Source organism: Brevibacillus sp. SAFN-007a (assembly GCF_051967035.1).
In the GTDB taxonomy this organism is placed as follows: domain Bacteria; phylum Bacillota; class Bacilli; order Brevibacillales; family Brevibacillaceae; genus Brevibacillus.
On sequence record NZ_JBQCKK010000024.1, the window covers coordinates 1 to 22017 of the forward strand.

16 protein-coding genes are annotated in these 22017 nt (G+C 47.0%); 15 read left to right on the plus strand and 1 reads right to left on the minus strand.

All coding sequences use genetic code 11. The annotated features are described in order from the left end of the window. Positions 1 to 129: 129 nt before the first annotated feature. From ACTHO6_RS18695 to ACTHO6_RS18755, 13 genes are all read left to right on the plus strand, one after another. On the plus strand, positions 130 to 390 hold the full coding sequence (locus ACTHO6_RS18695; RefSeq protein WP_024983286.1) for an AP2 domain-containing protein: 261 nt from the start codon (positions 130 to 132) through the stop codon (positions 388 to 390). Positions 391 to 616: 226 nt separating this feature from the next. Next, positions 617 to 1204 carry a metal-dependent hydrolase gene (locus tag ACTHO6_RS18700; RefSeq protein WP_310769141.1) on the plus strand — a complete coding sequence of 196 codons (588 nt, stop codon included), beginning with the start codon at positions 617 to 619 and terminating at the stop codon, positions 1202 to 1204. A gap of 153 nt (positions 1205 to 1357) precedes the next feature. Next, a complete protein-coding gene (locus ACTHO6_RS18705) occupies positions 1358 to 1744 on the plus strand; it encodes a hypothetical protein (RefSeq protein ID WP_310769148.1) in 387 nt (128 codons plus the stop codon). 288 nt (positions 1745 to 2032) lie between these two features. Beyond that, a complete protein-coding gene (locus ACTHO6_RS18710; RefSeq protein ID WP_310769150.1) occupies positions 2033 to 2671 on the plus strand; it encodes a hypothetical protein in 639 nt (212 codons plus the stop codon). Continuing rightward, the gene (locus ACTHO6_RS18715) at positions 2664 to 4532 is read left to right on the plus strand and encodes a VirB4 family type IV secretion system protein (RefSeq protein ID WP_310769152.1); all 1869 of its coding nucleotides are present in this window, start codon (positions 2664 to 2666) and stop codon (positions 4530 to 4532) included. The genes ACTHO6_RS18710 and ACTHO6_RS18715 overlap by 8 nt, the downstream gene beginning before the upstream one ends. A gap of 34 nt (positions 4533 to 4566) precedes the next feature. Next, positions 4567 to 7065, plus strand: coding sequence for a hypothetical protein (locus ACTHO6_RS18720; protein ID WP_310769154.1), 2499 nt, complete (start codon positions 4567 to 4569; stop codon positions 7063 to 7065). Continuing rightward, a complete protein-coding gene (locus ACTHO6_RS18725) occupies positions 7062 to 9170 on the plus strand; it encodes a peptidoglycan DD-metalloendopeptidase family protein (protein ID WP_310769156.1) in 2109 nt (702 codons plus the stop codon). The genes ACTHO6_RS18720 and ACTHO6_RS18725 overlap by 4 nt, the downstream gene beginning before the upstream one ends. Before the next feature lie 9 nt (positions 9171 to 9179). Continuing rightward, on the plus strand, positions 9180 to 9608 hold the full coding sequence (locus ACTHO6_RS18730) for a hypothetical protein (RefSeq protein WP_310769158.1): 429 nt from the start codon (positions 9180 to 9182) through the stop codon (positions 9606 to 9608). Between the two features lie 10 nt (positions 9609 to 9618). Further along, a complete protein-coding gene (locus ACTHO6_RS18735; RefSeq protein ID WP_310769160.1) occupies positions 9619 to 10866 on the plus strand; it encodes a hypothetical protein in 1248 nt (415 codons plus the stop codon). 11 nt (positions 10867 to 10877) lie between these two features. Continuing rightward, complete coding sequence (locus ACTHO6_RS18740) at positions 10878 to 11492, plus strand: hypothetical protein (protein WP_310769162.1); 615 nt, start codon at positions 10878 to 10880, stop codon at positions 11490 to 11492. Between the two features lie 25 nt (positions 11493 to 11517). Next, on the plus strand, positions 11518 to 12855 hold the full coding sequence (locus ACTHO6_RS18745; protein ID WP_310769164.1) for an AAA family ATPase: 1338 nt from the start codon (positions 11518 to 11520) through the stop codon (positions 12853 to 12855). Continuing rightward, positions 12852 to 13757 (plus strand): S-layer homology domain-containing protein, encoded by a 906-nt coding sequence (locus tag ACTHO6_RS18750; RefSeq protein WP_310769165.1) that lies wholly within the window; start codon positions 12852 to 12854, stop codon positions 13755 to 13757. The genes ACTHO6_RS18745 and ACTHO6_RS18750 overlap by 4 nt, the downstream gene beginning before the upstream one ends. Beyond that, entirely contained in the window at positions 13750 to 18801 is a 5052-nt protein-coding gene (locus ACTHO6_RS18755) for a hypothetical protein (RefSeq protein ID WP_440243205.1), read from the plus strand. The genes ACTHO6_RS18750 and ACTHO6_RS18755 overlap by 8 nt, the downstream gene beginning before the upstream one ends. A 414-nt stretch (positions 18802 to 19215) precedes the next feature. On the opposite strand, the gene ACTHO6_RS18760 is transcribed toward ACTHO6_RS18755, so the two are convergent. Beyond that, complete coding sequence (locus ACTHO6_RS18760) at positions 19216 to 19299, minus strand: putative holin-like toxin (protein WP_016738816.1); 84 nt, start codon at positions 19297 to 19299, stop codon at positions 19216 to 19218. Between the two features lie 236 nt (positions 19300 to 19535). Here ACTHO6_RS18760 and ACTHO6_RS18765 point away from each other — a divergent pair, with 236 nt between their 5' ends. Further along, positions 19536 to 20417 (plus strand): stalk domain-containing protein, encoded by an 882-nt coding sequence (locus ACTHO6_RS18765; protein ID WP_310769169.1) that lies wholly within the window; start codon positions 19536 to 19538, stop codon positions 20415 to 20417. 9 nt (positions 20418 to 20426) lie between these two features. Further along, entirely contained in the window at positions 20427 to 22004 is a 1578-nt protein-coding gene (locus ACTHO6_RS18770; protein ID WP_310769171.1) for a hypothetical protein, read from the plus strand. Positions 22005 to 22017: the final 13 nt, after the last annotated feature.

Here is a 22017-nt window from a genome sequence, read left to right on the forward strand (position 1 = left end):
ATGCTATGTATTGACAATATGAAAGTGCTTGAATTATACGCACATTCCGAATCGCTTGGAAAAGCGATATTTTTATTCCTTTCGTCGCTTAAAATACCCATTTTTGTATGATGATTGGGGGTTTTGTGGTTGAAATTAATACCCGTTACCTTACGTGACTTTCCGTATCTACAGCCGGTGGAGTGGACGTTCAAGAAAAAGGGGTATCGAGGAAAGGTTACATTTCGCCGTGATACCCAAGCTTACGTTTTTGAGATTGAATCTCCAAAAAAGTATCGTTCATTGGATGACGGAAAGGAATTCACATCACTTGAGGAAGCAAGAAAAGCGGCAGAATCCAAAATTGACATGTTCGATACCGTATTTGGTCGGTTACTAGCATTGAAGTAAGAGGCCCTGTTGCAAAGGGCTTTTTGTTTTGGGCACGTTTTGTGAAAGGAGGATTAAATTGGTTGGGAGTTCTGTTTGAAATCAACAACCATGTGCAACGATTGCTTTCGGAGCGAGCCAAGTTGAAACGAGAGTTGCGTACATGTCCTCCCGAACGAGTGGCGATTCTACGAGAAAAGTTAGATGACATCAATAAACAGTTACTCAACCTGAAGGAGAGCCTTCCATGCTAGGACGCACACATATGACTGTTGCGGTTGCTGCGTACTGTACGTACAATCTACCGCGTCAATGGGATGAATTGCCGCTGTGGGCCATGGGACTGGGAACAGCGATTTTTTCGTCGTTACTACCTGATATAACGGAGCCAAGAAGTCGAATGGGTGGGATGTTGATGCCCTTCATTCCTTCCTGGCTCCGTCCGATTGTGTTTTTGGTTTTAGGAGGGATGCTGGTCTATTACGGATGGGTGAATCGAGAACCGTTATTCATGGCTATTGGGGTTGTTCTGCTTTTGCTGGTGCTTGTAAAAAACCGGGAAAGCCCTACACATGGCTTTGTGGGGATCGGAGTTGTCGTAGCATGTGCATGGTTGTATCAACCGAACTTGTGGATGCCGGCCCTCATTGGGTACGGTTCCCATCTTGCCTTGGATTTTATATCTGAGAAGATCGCGTTGTTTTCTCCGTTGAGCTCAAGGCGCTTCGGAGTAACGCTTTTTCAAACAGGTTCAACCGCTGAACGGCTGCTTGTCCAATGGGGGGCCACTGTCTACACAGCGTGGATTATTATTCAGTCATATCTCCCTGGTTAGGAGCGCTACATTTTGAATGCCTGGTATCCAAACGGTACCGGGCTTTTTCTATTAGTGAGAGGCTTAGCAATACATGCTTGAAGGGAGGGAGGAGATTTTGCGCAGCTGGCCTCGACGTTTTCCCAATTGCTGAAAAAGGAAAGGAGATTTAGGATGAGCCGAACTATCCGAGCAGTTAAGATCCTGATGCTCGTTGCCATTTTGTTCTCGTCACTGTTTGTCCCGATTACACAGTCTCAAGTAGCGTACGCAAATGTAAACAGCAAGCCAAATTTTGACCCATTTGGACTTGCCGAAGGAAATCCCGAAAATGATTTTAGCCAGTTGATCAACAAAATCTTCAACTGGGTGATTGGGATATCATTGTCTGCATCCGTCATTTCCGGTGCATTGCTGGGGTTTTTTCTAAATTTCATTGCCTTCGGGCAAAACGCCAGACAGACGGCCAAAACATGGGGGTTTGGCATTATCATTGGACTGCTGTTGATTGCAAGCCTGGTTACGTTAGCCAAGGTGATCTACAACATGCTTTTGACATAATAAGGACGGTGTGAGTCATGCGTGCCCGAGTACCGAAAGGGATAAAGAATGACATCCCCCTCTTTGTTTTGTCTAACACACAATGGATCATTTGCATTGTGTCGTTTACCGGATTGCTTGCCTCCGTTTCCATTGGATTCTACGAAATTGCCCCCTTGTTTCCCATCGCGGGGGGATATCTCATGTTTCGGAAAATCAAAGGGGAATCTCCATGGACGGTGTGGTGGCGGCGCTTCTTGTTCAGGTTGAGACCGAAAAAGGTGTTTCGAAGGGAAAGGAGAGGATACATTGGACTCCAGAAAGAGCATTAGTTGGCCGGAGTATCTGGAACTAGAAGATGTCCAGGATGGCCTTGCGGTTCTTACAAACGGCCGTTACCGAAAGTATTTGGAGATTTTCCCGATACCCTTAACGCATTGCTCGGAAAAAGAACTGCGGAATGTCTACTTGGGTTGGCAGGATTTCTTACGGACATTGGAGATTGAGATTGCTTTGTATATCCAAAGTCGCCAGGTTGATCTGGAAGAAGTGATGAAAAGACAAAGGGAAAATCGAATCAATTTTGTCCGTGCTTATAACGCTTCCGGTACAACAACAGAGGCGTTTTTGATGGAGCAAGAACAATTCAATCGGGAGTTACTTGCATCGAGGAACCTACCGGTTCGCCGTAATTTTCTTGTGTTTCCGTTAGATGACCCAACTCGCTCTCCGGAAAAAGCCAATGACTTTCTCAGTGATCGCATCGAGGAGTCTTTGGGGCGTATCCAACGATTTGTTCGACGGTACAAACGTCTGGAGACTCCGGATGTATACGACATTCTCCATGCCTGGTGCAATAAGAAACAGTCCAAGTACATCTCGGGTGTTGATCTCTACGAAAAGGGATTTCACAGCTTGTTTGTGAGAGGGGTGCCCGCGTTTGCTTAACTTTAAAACAAAAGTCAAGTTCACTTGGTCGGCCAAGAAGGAGAAGGATGATGAATATCGTCCGATCCATGATTTTATTGAAGTGTTGGCTCCAAACTTTGCTGATCTCTCACCTGCTACGTACATTCAGGTAGGAGAGAGGTATATCCAATCGTTTTTTGTAGACGGGTGGCCGTCTGAAATTGACTTTGGATATCTGCACCCACTTGTGAGTTTCCCTGGGGATATTGATTTCATCCAATATATCGCCCCTGTTGACAAAGACAGGATTTTGTCCTGGCTAACGACCCGTATTGAAGGAATTGAATCTAAACTCATTGATCGTGCCAAGCAAGCGTCCAGCCGTGGTGTACTCTCCAAGCAGGAGGAGTTGGCCATGCTCCAGCAATTACGGTCTGATATTGATAACAATCGAGATCGCATTATCTACTTCGATAACTTTATTATTCTGGCGGCCAACAACCAGGAGGACCTCGAAAAAAAGGCAGACCGCCTCATGTCAAAGTTTGGCGGGACCAAGGATTGCCTGAAGCCAGCAGACCATGAGCATGACCTGATGTTCAAAGCAGTCAGTCCTCTGGCCATCAAGCGAAAAGAAGCGTGGAAGGAGATGAATTTGGCTGCGGGAACCAACCTGTATCCCTTTACCGTATCGGATTGGCCGCATGAGGATGGCCCGATCCTGGGACTAAATTACGACGTTGGTTCCCCAGTCCTTTTCGACGGGTTTAACAAAGAGCACGTGAATAACTTTGGGATCTCACTAATTGGTGTTTCGGGAACAGGGAAAACCGCCATGCTTCAAAAGATCATTGCCGGAGAGGTTCCGTATGGCGTTTACCATGCGGTGATTGACCAGGAAGGAGACCTGAAAAAAACCATTGAAACCTTGGGAGGCATTTATTTGCCAATTAGCCGTTACTCCGATTTGCGGTTTAACCCGGCAGACATTGAACTGGAACATCACAAAGAGCGCGGTTTGATTGTTGATTTGCAGGGCAAGGTCGAGGATATGGTCAATCTGTCGGCGGCGATGGCGGGACTGACAGACAGTGCGGAACACAAAGTCATTGCGGCCTATATTGACCGGGCTTGGAGAAAAGCTTACGAATCATGTGGAATTAGCGAAGATCCAAGAAGTTTATATCACGATGCCTATTTTGACCCGGAATCTGGGCAATTCGTAACAAGGAAAAAAAAGACACCACCGCAGTTTAGCACCTTTTATCATGAGTTTTGCTTGCTTGCCGAGGGGATCAATGATTTGCAAGGGACTGTTCTTACCCTGGAACGCTTTACCGAAAAGGGAACGCTTGGCATCTTTGATTGTCAAACCAATGTGGAACTTGGGGATGCTCCCTGTGCCGGATTCGGACTCAGGGATTTGCATAATTCGGAGTTACTGCCCATTGCCAATATCGTTGTACTATCCTACTTGGAAAACCGTTTCTTAAAAAAGCGTGACTTGGACGATGGTTCCCTGTTTCGAGTTGATGCGGATGAGTGCCAGGAACTGTTCAAAAACCTTTACTCTGCCAAGGCGCTTGAAACGTATTTTCGGCGGTTCCGCAAGAGAAAAGGCGGCCCGATTGCGGCCACGCAAAACTTTCAAAAGTTTTATGAGAATGAGCATGGCAGAGCCGTGATCCAGAACAGTGATACCAAAATCATTTTTGCCCAGCACGAAGGCGACCTGCAAAAATGTGCCGAATTGTTCAAGCTCACCGAAGGAGAACTGGAGTTTTTAAGCATGGGACTCGCTCATCATGCCATCATTAAGCAGCCCAAATACAGTGTTCGCGTAGTGACGCAGTTTTCTCCCTGGGAACAAGAGATTTTCTTCCCAGAGCATGGGGGGTGAGCAAACATTGTGGAGACGGGTCGTAATCCTAACCGTGGCCATCGTCATGTTTACCGGTGTTGGCCTGACGACATTCGGTGTGTATCAAGCAGATGCTGGCAAGGGTGGGGCGGTAGGAAGTTGGATCGGAAATCTTTTCAAAGACGGTTGGTTTGGAAAAATTTCAGATAAGGCAACGAAAGTGGGGGAAAAAGCGAAGAAGGTTTATGACAAGGCAAAATGGGGAGCGATCCTCACCGGTATTGGTGTTTCAGCGTATGATATTGCCTTTAATGACGCCAACTTCCTGGGGAGTAGTGTTGGGTTTGTGGTTCAGAGGGTAGCAGCATGGTTAGAACTATTGATTCCGCCGCCAGAGCAGCAAATTTTTAACTTTGAGATAGTGAAGTCGGAAGACGGGGCGGAAGAGGTACGATTTAAGGACAAAGACCGGTTTGCCTACTACCGGTTTGATGAAAATACATGGCAAACCATTAAGTACATCTACTATTACATGATGGGAATCTTTTGGGCGGGTGCTGTCATTATCGTAGGGTATCAGGCCAACTACCTGATGTTCCCAAGCGGGGTTCAGGATCGCATTACTGCCCGAAGTATTATCTCCACCATGATCCTTTCAGCATTGGCGATCCTGTTTATCCCCTTTCTCGTGGGGATCTATTCCGATATCGCCATGCTATTTGTCGCCCTGTTCGCCAATTTGGTCGATCCGGAAATTGTCGTGCAGGGGTTACTGAATTACACCATTGATGACAAATTAACAGAAGCCATGCTGAAATTGATCTCCCTCGCTCAGCACGGGATGATCTTTTTTATTTACTTCATGCAGAAGGTTGTCATCATGGGGTTATTGGTGTTGTTCCCGATCATTGCGATGCTGCAAAATTTCCCCTCCAAACGTCACCTGTTTGGTTTGTGGAATCGGGAAATGCTGACCAACCTGTTCACGCAGCCGGTTCATGCTTTGCTGTACTGTTTTGCCTTCAACCTCATGCAGGATGCTCCTGATGTGGAGAAGATTGCCTATTCAGTAGTATTATTGCTTGCGATCATTCCAGCTGGGGCTTTTGTGCGGGAAGTATTTCAAGGTGGTGGATTTGCTCAAGAGGGAGCAGGCTGGATGCGGAAGATGGCCTATCTGACGCTTTCGGGTCTTGGAATTGCGGGTGTCATGAACACAGGGAAGTTAGCCATGCAAAGCTTTCACGGGATGCGTGACGCTTATCAACAAAGCGGCTTGGCTCAACCCGGTGAAAGTCTAAGGCAATCCATTGGAAATACCCTGCGGCGTGGATTCCAGTTTAGTGCAGGCGCTTTTGGAGGATTAGCGGGAATGGCATTGGCCGGTGCGCCCGGTATGTTAGCGGGTACAAAAGTGGGTACCAGAGTTTCCGGGTATGCAGCCAACCAAATCACCGCGGCAGCGTCATCACCTGAAGTACGTAAGGGTCTCCACAGCGTAGCATCTCGGCTTCCGTTTTTGGACCATGATCATCATCGCCAAAAGGCAGCAGCCTACCAGCAGATGGTGGAATTACCACAAAAGTGGGCAGAAGCCCGTCAGCGTGAAGAAGAAGCGGCATTTGCTCTCCGTCAGGTGGACAGCCAGATTAGCCCAGTTTTTGCAGCGAAGCAAGATCACCTGCAGGCCAAACGTAACCTCGATACCGTGTATCAACAAATGGAGCCGGAAGAACGTGTAAAAGCAAGAAACCTGTTACAGCAGCATGAAGAGGCGTATCATCGTTCACGGCCGCAGCTGATTCATGCAAACCAGACCGTTCAGGATGCCAAGCGAACGTATGAAAGGGCGTTGGCTGATTACCAAGCCATCAAACCAAATACACCGGAAAAGAACATGGCCCGCCAGCAGGTGGAACAAGCCTACAAGCAGTTACAGCAAGCGAAACAGGCCGTGAATCCTGTGTATCGTAGTCAAGATGTTCAAGCACTCACAAAAGCGGGATATCGCCCGGGTTCTTCCCTTGCGCAATATTTGGAAGTAGGTTATCAAGTGAACCAGGCTGCACAGAGAGTACAGCGAGCAGAATCTCATGCAGGTGCACGTTACGAGGAACTGGAGCGGACCTATCAAGGCGCAACGGAAAATTATCAACAAGCTTTGGCTGGAAGGATGAACGTGGAGGGGCAGAAAATGCATCTTGAAAAAGTTACCGGGAAGGTGATTCCTTTGCCGTCTTCCGGACCATCCGTTCCTGTGAGGAAGTACCGCATTGAACCGGTATTTACCCCAGCGCCGCAGCAAGCCGCTCTCCGGTCCGTATCTCAAGGGAAACGTTCAGCCCAAAGTTCATCGGGTACGGTATTTCGGCCGACCTTTCAACAAACGTTTGAACCCGTTGAACCCGCATGGTTCGCTGATCCGGTTACCGAAAAACAAGCCTACACACTAGAAAAATTGGGGGTTCCAGCAAGTACAGTAAAGAACAAGGGGGAGGCACACTTGATTATCAGCAGTTTCAAAAAAGGTGAAGAGGGATTGGAACTCCAAAGGAGATTCCGTAGCGAATGATGGAACGATTGAAAAAGGTGGGCCTGCTCATGGCCCGCCTTCTTTTTCGTTATGTCAAACGAATGGTGTTCTCTCTCATTTTGAGCATGATCCCCCTGATTGTCATTGTGCTGCTCGTGACGTTAACCCTAGATTCGATGTTCAATCTCACAGGAGGGATGCTGAACTTCACCGGAAGAGATGACTTTGATCCCAAAATCGGTCAGGAAATAAAAGCGGCGTACGTGAAGAAAGCAGCCACATGGAAAGAAGGATTGACAGAAGAAGAGATCGCCCAAATCTACCAGCATGACCATCAGCTTTCATGGGGCATTCTGGCTGCGATCGACAAACTGGCCTACAACTTCGATGATCTTTCGCAAATGGAAAAGTATCTGAACCAAACCTACGAACTGGTTAAGCCGGAATTTCGTTTTCGAAAGGCTTGCGAAGGCCGAATCCTGCTTGATTTTGCTCATACCTATATCGGGACCTATCAGTATCATTACCAAACCGTTTACGAAAAGCAGCCGGACGGCACTCAAAAATGTCGTGACGTGTTGGCACGTGTAGACACGGACTTCACATATGAAAAACTGAAACAGGCACTTCGACACTATGGCTTGGAAGATAACCAGAATGTTGACATCGTTATTTTTCAAGCCTATGGGTTTGATCGGGACTTGAAAGATCCCCGCGTGAAGTACCTGCTGCCACCGGAAATGCAACAAGTGATTGCCCGATCGCCGATTGGTTCTGCCCCCAGAAATGAGTTGGGAGAAATCGACTTGTACGCTCTCCTGCCGGAACGAACGCCAAAGGATTATATTGAATCCTTGAATGTGAAGGTTCAAGTGTACGACAATTCGTGGCGTATCAATAAGGGCAGGACACCACTTGGTACACTGCCCCGAAGAGGAAGCGAAACACGGTTCGGAACAATAGCGGTTTCCAAAGATAACCCTTACGGTCTTCAACTCGGCATGAAAGTGTATATTCCGAGGTACGGTTACGCCGTTGTGGAGGAATTCTCAGATAACATCAATGATGACATCCTAACAGATCGTTTTGTCGATGAGGTGGCCAAGTTTTTATTCTTGTCCTATGATCTCCTCACTTCCTGGTTAGACGACATCACCAATCGAACCAAAAAAGAGGAAGTCGTCTATCTCTTCATGGGTGGAGAAGATACAGACGAGGAGAAGTTGGTCAAAGCTCAAGCTGCTCTGAGCAGTGCATTCACGGTTTATTATCAATCGATCCCCATCTATATTCTCAACCCAGACTTTCAAATTGAGACACCAAACTTCGAAGTGAAGGGAAAGACGTTTTGGGATGGCAGCACATGGCCCATTACCAGCTGTTTTTGTTACCGAGAACTAGATGGCAAACGAGAATTCCACGATGGGGTTGATTGGGGGGTTCCCGAACATGTTCCAGTCCTGGCGATTAACTCAGGGATCGTGCAGATTGCGAGAAACTCGGTCTCGGCCGGAAATTATGTAGCATTAAAACTGGATACACAAGTCCATGAAAATAATCGTACACAGGACATTGTTGTTCGTTATCTGCACCTTAGTAATTACGTGGTATCTCCTGGGCAGAGAGTGCAGCAGGGGGAAGTGATTGGGTATGTTGGCAGTACAGGGAGAAGTACCGGCGCTCACCTACATATGGATGTCACCATTGGAGGAAAACGTCGGGACCCACTCAAGTGGATAGACTTCATGAAAGCAGACGGTCTTCTGGATGTTTACGGGGAACAACCCAGTTTCGAGGGGGGCGAGATTTCCAATCCGGATACAGAAAAGATGGAGTATATGGGCGAGTTTGAGATCACTGCTTACACGGCCGGCAAAGAATCAACCGGAAAGGAGCCTGGAGACCCCGGGTATGGGATCACAGCTTCTGGGAAACCGGTGCGTCCCGATCATACGATCGCTGCCGATTGGACGGTTATGCCAGCGGGTAGCATTGTGAAGATCGAGGGATTGGCGCCCTATTACGTGGTCGAAGATGCGGGTAGTGACATCAAAGGAAATCGAATCGATATCTATATGCCCGAGCTAGAAGATGCCTTGCAGTTTGGAAGACAAAAACGTCGGGTCTGGATCATTAAACACTAGGAGGGACGTATGAAAAAGTGGGGATGGTGTCTCATTATTGTTTGGTTGTTGTTTAGTTCGGTCGCTTATGCCGAACAAGAGCAACAACCCCAAAACGACGTGGCCAATCGCATTTTATCTGGATTGGAGGAAAGTCAAAAAGGGACGTTTATCATTAAGGAGTCGTCCTCTTTGGAAAACGATGCGTTCCTTGATTGGTTGGAGAAAAAAACGGAAGTGATTCGATCATGGCTAACAGAACTATCTTTGAAACTATCGGTGAAGTTTCTCTTAATGGCGGGACCGTTTCTCATTTTTGGATCGGTGCTGCTGTTTTTTTTAGGACTAAAAAAAATACTGGCATGGATTTGGGCCTTTTTAGCCTTTGTCGCACTAGGGTTGTTTTTAACAATCCATGGCGTCCCATTATTACGCAAATTCGTTGAATTCCTCCAGTGAGGTGATGGTCTTGAAAATTGTTTTTGCCACAGGGGATGAAGCGCTGGATGATTATGTGAGCAAAAAGGATGGCATTTTGGAAGTCGGCAGGGCATTGTATGCGGAACAGCTTGTCACCATGGTTCCTTCATTGAAACCGGACGTCGTATTGTTTTCGGAAACCATTCCGACTTCCCGTTTTGATCAGAAAGCGGGACATGTGGGGGCGGAGGCAAACATTCTCAAAATAATGGAGTCGATTGTCGAGGAAGGGATTCGTGTTGTAATGATCCTTAATGAACGCCCGCCAGGTCATCCCTTTTTGGAAAGACTGATTGGATTGGGAATCTATGATTTGATCATAGGGGATACCATCAAGGTGGATCAGGTGATTGCCGCCCTTCACCACCCCGGAACTCGCAAGCAAGTGAAACACCTTCTTCGTCAGGAAGAGGAGCTTACCTCAGAGGATACCTACCGGGCAAAAGAGATTAAGCTGGTAGCAACTGAAGAGGAAAAGCAGGAGGGTTCTCAACCGCCAATTGGCCAACGGGTATTCCGGATTGCCAAGTCCGTGACGGACGTAAGAGAAAAGCTGCGAGAGAAATGGGAAGCCCGTGGGATGGAAAACAAACCAGTTCCCGAAACAACAACTGTGGTCCAGAAATCGGTTATAGAGGTTCGCAAGAAAGAACCGGAAGCGACTCCAGAAAAGGTCATCGTGCTGTATTCACCCGAATCGACTGGAAAAACGTATGTTGGCGTGAATACGGCCATTGCCGCAGCCAAAAGATTGCGTGTTCCCGTTCTGTACAAGGATTGTACGACGACATGCAAGACGAAACTTTGGTTTAACGCGCCAACGTTTCCGTTTACGCTATCCGACATCCCCCTTACGGTTGCAGGGAGGGATGCTAAACCTTCTGCCAAGATTGGCGTACTGATTGTGGAAACAGCCAAAAAGGATGATATCCCACCAGGGGCTGTTGTGTACGTAATCGTAGACTCTGATTACGCCCGGCAAGTGATCATCAGTAAGTCGCTGGATGGAATCCAACCTGCCGGCTTGATTTGGAATATGGCCTATGAGGAAGCTTGTCACCCCCAAGACATGATTCCTCTTCTCCTTGCGTTGACGCTCCCCTATGATCGTGAGGCCTATCGGGACATTGCAAACGGCATCCCTCGAGCGTTTTCAGATGAAGCACTATGCGATCGATTGGTCAAGATCGTTCAAATGGACCCACTCCATCAGTACATGAGAAGTGGTATCGGATGAGAATGCACGACATGCGTGTATGGCAGAAACGGGACTATCGTTTGTTCTACGGGATGATGGCAACCGCTGTCATCTGTTTTCTTTCTCACTTTTATATAGGGAAGTTTCTTTTATTCCTGGCTGCACCTCTGTATGTTGGAGCCATCGTTCTTGTTTTTTACGGGGTAGGCAAACGGAACGTGATCAAGCAAGGATACTATCGAGAAGCCAAGCGGATGGGCCTGGAGAGAACATTTGTGATCCCCTACAACGAGTCCGACGACGAAATTTGGTTTGAAATTCATTTGATGGAACCAGTTGAAAAGCGAAAAAGTACACCTGTTCGGATATTGAGGCAGTACACCCGTGATTTGCAACGGTTGTACGACTTTGCCAAAACGTATCCGAAAAAAAGGGTGGTGTTCGTCGGAACGACCCATCCAACGTTAACGGTTATAGCCATGAAGGAAGCCAAACGACTAGGTCTTGATTATGAGATAGCTCCAAGCATTCATGACCAATCGGCTCCGATGACAAAAAGAGAGTGGAGAGGTGTACTACGGAAGATGTATGGCGGCGATCAAAAGATACGAGCACCGGCGAAAGAGGAGTGGCGCACGTTAATTGTTCGTGTTGAAAATCCTTGAGACAACAAACGAAAGGAAGGTAATTATGCTCGCGACTCAAGCACAACGCATTTTTTCTACAGTTCCCCTGAAGAATCAAGACGCAACGGTTGTTTCACCCAATCAACTGCTGGCCCATGTGCAAGAAACTCCAAATGCCATCGTGTATCTTCTCTGGCCAGAAGATAAGGTTCTATTGCCCCTTCTGAGGGATCATGCAACGGTGTATGTCCTTGGGAATCTTAAGAGCGAACAATACGTCGAAGAAATGAAGGAAGCATTGCGGAATGGTGCCCATGACTTTCTTGATCGTATTGATCACATTTCCACCGCTTTACATGAAACAAAGAAAACAGAAACGGATACAAAGCCTGTTGAACACGTCATTCGCTTGGTACCAAGAACAAGACCATCTTCTTCGGTTCCCCGGAGCAGAGAACTGTCAATGTTTTCGGAACCGATTGACCATGAAGAGCAGCAAAGGAAGGAAGAAAAACCAGAGTTCCATTCTCCCATTGATAAGCAACCTGAGACTGTATCCGTCAACTTTACACGTCTGGATGAACTTCACATCCGACCCATCGGAGGACGACAAATGTTTGTGGTCACCTCAACAAAGGGGGGGATCGGAAAAACCACCATCGCCATGAACGTGGCCCGGCTGTTGCATGACCATGCAAACGGTCGGGTCATTCTAGTTGACTTGATGCATCCACACGGTAATGTGGCAACCCGAATGCGGATCAAAACGGAGGTGAATCTGAAAACGTGGGAGCCGTACTTCGAAAACAACGCGCTTGTAACGGATCAAGTAGTTCTCACCAAACTGGTGGTCAAGCACCCTAACGGCCTGTATGTACTGCCAGGTGTGAATGTGGGCCAATCTTGCTCTCCCGAACTTGTCGGCTACATTTTGACTCAACTTAGCCGCACTTTTGACTACGTGGTGATTGATATCGGGCCAGAGCGGCAAGATCTTCTCAGTGTGGCCATGTCGATGGCGAACAGGACCCTGTTGGTCGTTGACTACGATTTGGCAACCATTAAGGATTCACAGGAATATCTGGATCTCTGGAGCAGACGGCAACTATCCCTGGAAAAAGTCAGTGTGTTGGTCAACTTTGAGCCGATGAAGAAAGACCGGAATACTCTTACGAGGGAAAAATGCAAAGCCTACCTCAACGGGTTGTCCATCATCGGGTTTCTGCCGGAGGCGGCCGGTATGCGGGCGATTCACAATGAGGGGAAGGTGCTGGTGCAAGAAGATAAATCTCATCCCTTTTCTGTTGCCCTCATCGCAGTTATGGAGTCGCTCGTATCCGGATTTGCGGTCAAGGAGAAACGTGGGTTTTTTGCAAGGTTGTTTGGAGGGAAAAAATCATGAAGAAGTGTTTCGCAGTAATTTTGGCGCTTTCCTTAGTGGGAAGCGCCCATTCTTTTGCGTTTGCGGAAAAAAAGGCGACGGTGACCATCCCTGGAGACGCAAGCAGTTATGAAATCGTGGATAAGGAGGGGAATAGTGTCAAGTTGCAGTTTACGTACCAACCCGAAGAAATCATCGTGGTGGTAACGGTTCCCGATGTGCCAAAAGATCCCGAAGTCATCAAGATTCCTCTCAATAAGAAAGGGGGTGAGAAGGATAGTGGAGGCGATAAAGCAGGCAGTGGCAGCACAGGAGGTTTGGGTTCAGATTCGATCAAAGTCACTATGCCCGTCTTCAAAGACATTGTGGATCATTGGGCGAGGGATGACATTCAGTTTATGGCGGCGCTGGGTTTACTCAAGGGTTATCCTGACGGAACATTCAAACCGGAGAAGTCGATTAGCAAAGCAGAGTTTGCTGCCTTACTTTCGAGGGCTATTCAGCTCTCCGAAAAGGACAAGTACGATCAACCCGTTTCCCTTCAAGATGTGACGCCAAGAGATTGGTTTTACTCCTACGTTCAATACTTGGAGGGGCGCGGCAACATCGTTCCGTCAAAAATGTATCCTCAACGAAAGCTATATGCAAATCACCCGATCTACCGAGAAGAGGTTGCCGTCTGGATGGCCAAGGAGGTGGAACAGCCGCCCAGAGAAAAACTCCCCGTCTTTGCTGATGTATCGAAAATGTTATACCCAGAGGAAGTCAACAAGGTATCGGGAGCTGGGCTGATCAAAGGGTATCCGGACGGTACTTTCCGCCCCTTTAACAATACGACAAGAGCCCAGGCCGCAACGATGGTTTTAAGGCTGTTACAACTAAAAGGGATGGTCAAGGAAGAGAGGAGTGAAACACGTGGGTAAGCAAAGAAAACGTTTCTGGCCGACACTTCTTGCGCTTGCAATCTTGCTCACGCAAATAGGAGTCACTTTTCCTGCCCCAGCGAAAGCGGCTGAAGGTTTCGTGATCCGAAGTGATTCCATGACGGTAGACGCAACAGGGATTTACGCTTCGCAAACCAAAAACGTGACACTTCCTGCAGTGGAGGTAATTAACGCAACCGCGACAACCGATAACGGGACGGTCACTGTCTCAAGAAATAACAATCAGGTGACGTTATCGTTATCGGGAGGCAATCCAACGTCATTTACTAACGGAACGGTTACCCTGACGGACAATGGGAACACAAGCAATTCTGGAACGGCCAGTAAAGTGATCGCTGGTCTTTATGATGTTACTTCGAAGACATCCACGAACGGAACGGTTTCTACAACTGTCTCTGGTGATACATTGACAGCAAACTGGTCGGGTGGAAGTTCCTATCAGGTACGCGTGCCACCATATACGCAAACGATTACGACAACGGAGTATCAAAACTACTCTCATTATGCTACTTATGCATCCTTGAACGGATGTGATGAAAAAAATAATTGCTCATATACTTATATTTTTTACTCGTATGATAGCAATTGTAATCTAAAGAGTGAGTCATTCACCGTTACACAAGGTCCAGGTCATGCAACAGGCACTTTCGGTTCAATAACATGCAGCAAGCCCATCACAACGACAAAGACAGCAGACGTATACAACTATGAAAGTCGATGGGACTATTCCGCAACGATTGGTTATCGGACAGCAACTTATGTGTACAATACTGTCATTCAATATGACTTCAAAGATTACGCACCGCAAGCTCCTACACTCACTGCTCCGCAAGATCTTTCTGACGGAGGGACAATAACATTTAGCAAACCATCAGACGATTATACGCCACAAAACGAATTACTCGTGAGTTTGGAATGGCAGCAAGAAGGAAGTTCAACATGGAACCCTGTGTTTACGGACAAAAAGATTACTGATTCAATCTTTACGTTGTCCGGTAGTAAAGTGATCTATCATTGGGATGGCGCCGGCGTAAACGGGATGGTTAAACTTCGTTTGGTAACAAAAGATGGGTATAACCAACCTGTTTACTCCTACGTGAATGGAGATCCGGACACGATGTTCCGGATGTCTCACAAGCCTGAGATTACGCAGGTTAGCCCGATCAGTGGTTCCCAAGCAAACACAGTCACACCGAAGTACACGTGGAATTACTCGCAGGACGAGGGAGAAGGACAGAAAGGATTTTACTTGCAAGTGAGAAAAGTAGGGGAAACCACCCTAAGCCTGGACACTGGATTCGTAGACTCTACGTCGAACGAGTATCAACATCCAACAAGCAGTCCGCTTGAATGGGGAACTACCTACGAGTGGCGGATTCAACCTCTATCTGAAACCGGTGTATTAGGAGACTGGACAGGGTGGCAGGCGTTTGGAGCAAACAGTATTCCAGTATTGGAGAGTGTCACTACTGTCTCCACGGATACACTTCATGTAAAAACCAAGCCTACTCCGGATACAACAGGGTATAAGTTTTACAGATTCGGAACGGAAATTCATGATGGAACAGAACTGGAGATTGATGATACGGGGCTCCCAAGCAACACGGAGCAATTTTACAACGTTCGAGCGTATAATGCTGTTGCCCAATCGCCGCTATCTGCTTCGAAGTCTGCATACACACTGGCGGCTACTCCAGAATTTGAGTCGGTTGAAACTACAGCAACGTCCATTACTGTGAAGTTAAAGCAGGTGAACCCCCAGTACACTTATCATGAAGTGGAGTATCGAAAGAAAGGCGAGACAACTTGGCTCCCGTTGGGAAGTGGAGCAAGTCTACTATACATTCAGAATGGTGTTGAAAAGGATACCACTTATGAGATTCGGGTGAGAGCCTTTAACGGCATGACTGATCCGAATGGAACGCCAACGAAATATATCCAAACAGAAGCTACCACAAAAGTCGATCCACCGACAGGTGCAGTCTTTAGCGATATTACCGAAGACTCATTCACCGTCACAATTGATCCGAATGGGAACTCTGCCACTACGAAATACCGTTTTTGGATCGAGGGTGTAACCGATAAAACAGCCTACGGTACGGCGCTTTCTTATACATTCACCGGACTTCCAGAAGGAAACAGAACGTACACGGTAGTGGGTCAAGCACTCGGAATTAACAGCGAATCTTCCCCGATTCCACTTGGAACGGTCACAACGAAAGCGTATCCGATTCGTGCGGAAGACATTACTTTGACTGCTGAACAAGGTAAGATCAAGGGTAGCTTTTTAACCGGTAAGAACGCCGCGGGGACGAAGTACGAGATTTCCGATAGTGCTACGGGTGAAGTGCTTGCCTTTAGCGATACCAACACCACATTCGAACTGAGCGCACCAAATCCGAACGAGAAGCATGTCATCACGATACGAGCCCAGGACAAGATGCTGAATGTTACGGAGCCGGTAACAAAAGAAATTTACTCGCTCGCCAATCCCGTATCTTCTCCCGACCTGACGGTTGTGGGTCCGAATGAAGTAAAAGTAAGCTTTGATCTCAATGGCAATCCTGCAGATACAGAGGTTCGGATTCAAAGCGTAAAAGGAGACACGTATGACTCGGGCTGGATAACGGGAAGCGAGGCTCAGATTCTTGATCTTACCCCCAACACGCAGCAGCAATATGCGATCACGGCTCGGAACAAAGATGGCGTAGAAACGACTGCCATTACCAGCCCAGCCAAGTACACACTCGCCAATCCGATTATCACGGCTCAGTATGAACCAGGTTATACCAATATCAAGATAACCTTGTTGGCTAACAATCCGCCGGGAACCATGTACAAGATCATCAACAAGACGACAGGGGAAGTGAGAGACTGGTCGTCGGATGTAACATGGGACAATAACCCTCTCACAAATGAGTCGGAAAACGAGTACGAAGCACTTGCAAGGAATGGAGATGGCATCGAAACGGTTGTTACCAAGCTGGGAAGTATGAAAACACTGAAAGCGCTCGGTGAGTTTGTGGAAATTCCTCGCGAACCAGCGGACGGAGCCTTTGATCCCACTACACAGGACGGGAAGACAATCACGCATAATGGAAAAACCGTCATTCTTGTAAAAGGCAGTGAGCTGCCACTCTCGCTCCATGACCTCAAAAATATTGTGGAGTGGAAATATAGCATTAATGACGGCCCGTGGTCCGAATGGAAATCTGTTTCGGACAACAAAATCGAGCAGAAGTTCCCTGTGGACACGCCAGGATTGTACAAACTAAGCATCAACTTCAAAAACCAATTTGGAAATGATGCGGGGAATGTAACTAAGTGGTATCTGGCTGACTGGATCGCGCCTCAGTTGAGTATCGCCTACGATAAGATTTCAAAGGAAGACAATCCGAAGTTTGGGATGACCTATTCCGATAACCTTGATCTCAGCTACGGCATCTGGTACCAAGTGGACGAACAACCGTGGCAATCTCTGACGGGGAATGAAGTTACCGGAGCATTACCGCGTGATAACAAATTCAAGAAAGGGTTTGTTCGAATCTCCGATGTCGTGGGAAACGTCAAGGAAGTTCCGTATGAAATCCTGTCACTCAATGATCAATACTTTAGCATTGAACCCCGCGAGGGCGGATACAAAGTGACGTTTAACGTGGAGGCAAAAACCGGACAACGTTATCACGTGAAAACGACAAACCTGGTTGATGATGATTTCCAAGTGAACGAGAGCAGCACCACAAACATCATTGACGTGCCTGGATTAACTGGGTCGAAATACGAGGCTACTTTGGGAATCCGTATACCGGGTGAATCCTTCTGGTTTGACCAAATGAAATATCCGGTGGTTCTAGGATTGGATATGCCTACATTGGCTTCTCAAGACAGTACCACCAATAGTATCCGGATAACCGTCAATCCGGTCGATGGTGCGCAAACGTATAAGGTGCAACGGAGCGATTTAGCAAACGAAGGCACATTTGCTGGTTTGGAATTTGTTGACTATGAAGTGCACCCGGCAAGTCCATACCTGTACGAATTCTGGGCCGAAGGCGGCGGGTTAAAGAGTGTAAAGAACACGATCACCTTATGGACAAAGCCGGCCAATCCGTCATTAGTGCCCAAAAGATACGCAGATGGCACGTTGAAGTTTGATGTCAACCTGAACGGGAACCCCGAAGATGTTGTGGTAGAGGTGATTCGTGCAGGGGGCACTCCAAAGGTAACCGGTACGGTAGTGGAAGACAGTGGAGTAGAAGGTGACGTGGAATACACGTATCAAGTCCGTGTGAAGTCCCAGAATAACGAGTATTCAGAATGGGTCACCCAAACTTTCCGCCCGGGTGACTATGTTGTTCCGCCAGCTGTTCCGCCCGGGCCAACTCCAGAAGAAGAATTCAACAAGAAAGCCGATAGTGTGTTGGCAGCGATCCAATACCAGGTTGGCACGGTGGCTCAACAAGCCTGGGTGGATGCATGGGTGAAGAATGCCGAAGGACTTCAAGTGACAGGAAATGTTAACGGGATCACCCAAACACTGGGTTCTTCACCCGTTCGTTTTGATGGTCTGAAAATTGGCAAGGAATACGTCCTCCAGATAACGGTTAGTGACGGAACCAGATCGAAAGAAACCCAAATCCGATTCTCGACAGAAATGACTGAGGAACAAATATTCAATCGGGCCGCAGAGCAGCTTGTGGGGCAATTTATCTTCACGTCCGATGGGGAAATTAACTCCGGAAAGGCATGGATTGAGATAGAAGCGCCACAAAGCTCGTATACAGTTGTAGCAATTGTCGAGGGGGTATCGAAAAATATCGCTGGCACAAAGGTTCGATTTGACAACTTGGAGGACAACACAACCTATACGGTATACTTCGAAATAAGCAACGGCACGTATACCTACAGGAGTGAGCGACAAGTAGCAACTCCGAACCGGACAGCTCCTGAAGTGATAAACATATCGAAGAGCGGCGATCATTTGCAGATTGAAGTTCTCACCCATTCTGAGCTGAAGAAGTAATGGACAGCGGCCCTTGTCAGAAAACGGCAAGGGCATTCTTTTTTTGAATGCCGTATGAAATAAAAAATGGTTGCTGAACTTGGCGGGATATGGTAATGTAAGTATTGACAATAAGCAAGTGCGTAAATTATGATTTCAGTTTTGTTTGTATTCTCGATGAGGAATGCTCTCAGTAGTAACAGCATTGATCGCATAAGCAGGTCACTCGGTTTGTCAAGGTCCAAAGGGCAACACCTTCTAATTGTGCACGAGTTATGATATGCTAATTACAACAGTAATTGTACACACTAAAAAAGACCAACAGCGCTGCAACGCTGCCGGTCTTGCACAATAGACGTTCCCCACAAGGGGGCGGCTCAGTGCAATATGTTTGATCGGAAATAGATCACCCAGCTTGCTAGGCTCAAGGGCGGTCTATTTCTTTTTGAGGTAAGTCAGCAAAGCGAGGATGAACATGCCGAACATGAACATCAGCGTCAATGCTTGATAAACCTCCATCAGCCTCACCCCCTTTCATGAGGGGATGAGCCAACCACCCTTGAGGAGCCATGCTATTGTACAATGAAGATTATACCATGGATTGAGATTTTGAGTACCAGCCTCTGGCAAAACGCCAGGGGCTTTTCATTTTTATAGAAAGAGTTTTCGCAACTTCCAGAGGAGGGAAAAGTATGAAATAATATAACGCTAGGAAGAAACCGGGAGAAAACAAGAAAAATTGAGGTGATTTTATTATGAAAGGAAATCGTTTTGTAAAATTTCTCCTTGGAGCAGTTCTTATGACCGCTGCCATCAGTCCGGTCACAGTTCGCGCGGACAGTAAGGACATTCAGGTAAAGGTGGACAATGTCTCTGTCCATTTCCCAGACGCAAAGCCTTTCATTGATCCATCTACCAGTCGGACGATGATCCCGGTTCGCTTTGTCAGTGAAAAACTGGGCGCCTCAGTAGACTGGGATGGAGCAAAACAAACCGTCATTATGAACAAGGACGGAAAGCAAATCTCGCTCAAGATCGGGGAAAAGAAGGCAGTCGTGGCCGGTCAAGAGATCACTTTTGATGCAGCTGCGACGCTGCAAAACAATCGTACGTTTGTTCCGCTGCGTTTCATAAGCGAAACATATGGTGCAAAAGTTGAATGGTTGGCTTCGGAACGACTTGTGAACATCACGACAGGTACGAATAACTTCACCAATCCTACAAATGGTACAAAACCATCGAATGGAATCGGTACAGGCACCAATCCAACTCCTAGCACTGGAACCAACCCATCGACTGGTACAGGCGGATCAGGAACCCCTTTTAAGCCACCCATTCGCGAAGGACAAGCTGAAAATGTGGAAGCGATGAAGAGAGCCGTCCAGACATTCAAAGTTGAGGATGGGGTATTGAAGGGCGTTGTACCAAACGACATAAAAGGATACATGCTGATTGAGTTTAATGGGGAGAACCCAAATGTTCCAATTGTCAAAACTCAGTATTTGAAACCTGGAACCCCCTTTGAACTCAAGATTAATGACACCAAAGGTGTTATTGAATTGCATGGACAAAATGGAACTGCCTTTGGCTTGGTTGGGATCGAATATCCCTCCATGGAAATCATTGGAGGAAGGTAGGGACTGCAAGTGAATAAAGTAAAATTTCTTACAGCCATTATTATGGCTGTTTGTTTTTGTTTTACAACTGATTATGGAGCTGCAATTGCTGATGTTACGTTTCCACACAAGCTCGGTGATGAAGTGGAATTTTATGGAGACTTTTCTCCTTCTCCTTCGGCCCGTCAAGAGATACACAAAGCTGATGTACTACAGTGGGAATATCACGTCTACGATGACAAAACCAAGCAGACAGTCGAACAAACTGCGATCACATCCTTTGACTTGAAAGAAAATGCCGGGGAGGATTTTAAAGGATTTACGGGATACTCCATGATCTACTTGCCAGACGATCCAAATGAACGAACCAATAAGATCAAGACGATGGCCACGAAATATCGAGGAAATCCAGAATTTGTTTCAAGAAAAGTAGAAGAGTACATCGAGCAAATTCAGAAAGGGACCCTCCCAGATCCGATTTACCAAACATATGGATATGATGAGAGTGGGACGTTTAAAACGTACAATTGGCTGTCAGCTGGTCACTTTGCTTATCTGGTTGGAGGTACAGACTCATTAGATAGGTTTGGGGATCGTTGTGTCGAATTCATTGGAAAACCTTGTGGGACCACTGAGCAAATCACCGCCAAGGGTTTTCCAGCCCCCGAAGTACCAAACGTTGGTCGGGCTATGAGGATCATTACGGATTTCCCTAAATTCACCGGAACGAGTATCCAGCAAAATGGGAATACCACAAGCAATGTCATGAGCAACATCCCTTTTGGTGTCCAAGTTTCATTTGTTGCATACAGCGGCTGGGAAACCGGTGCAAATGCCTATTTGTATCTGAATGGTCAGCCAATCCCAGTCTCAAATGATTCGAATCCCTATAGGATACCCTTTGCGGTACCTCAATCTCTAGGCAAAGACGGAGAGTTTGGCTTCAAGTATTCTTTTTACCGTGATTTGACCAATTACAAACAGTACTTAAAGCAAGGAAAGAATACCTTGCTTATTTCTGTTTCAGATAGTTTTGAGCGATATTCCCAAAAAGTTATCGATTTTACCTACGGTGGCGTTTCTGGTTGTCAGCCTCCGTTGTTGAAGAAAAAAGATGCTGTTTACCCAATTAGTTTTGGAGAGGGTCCGAATGGACAAAGTGCTGTGGGTTCGGGAGGATTTCTTTCCTGGGTTGTAACGTACAACGCAAATAATTGTACAGCAGCTGAGTACATTGGATTCGATGAAACAGGGACATTGAATACTCCGATTAAGGAGGCAGACGGTCAGTATGCCATTGTTCTTAGGGAGTGGGAGTTTATGGTTTACAAAAGGGTGGATGGAGTTGACATAAAAAATCAATCCAGCGATCCACTTGCGGTGTACGTTGAAGAGAATGGCAAAACGTATACGATCCCTGGAAAAAGCCAAGTGAAAGTGCCGGGTGTTCGTGGCGACGTAACATTACGGTTCCTTTCTCCCTATGTTCAAAACGGATTTTGGAGTAAAGTAACTGAGAAAGTGGACGGATTTCCGGCTACGTATACAATCCCTGATGATCTGAAAAAAGCAGTACAGATGTTGGTGAATTTTCACACTGGTCAATAGGGGGAGGAATGTG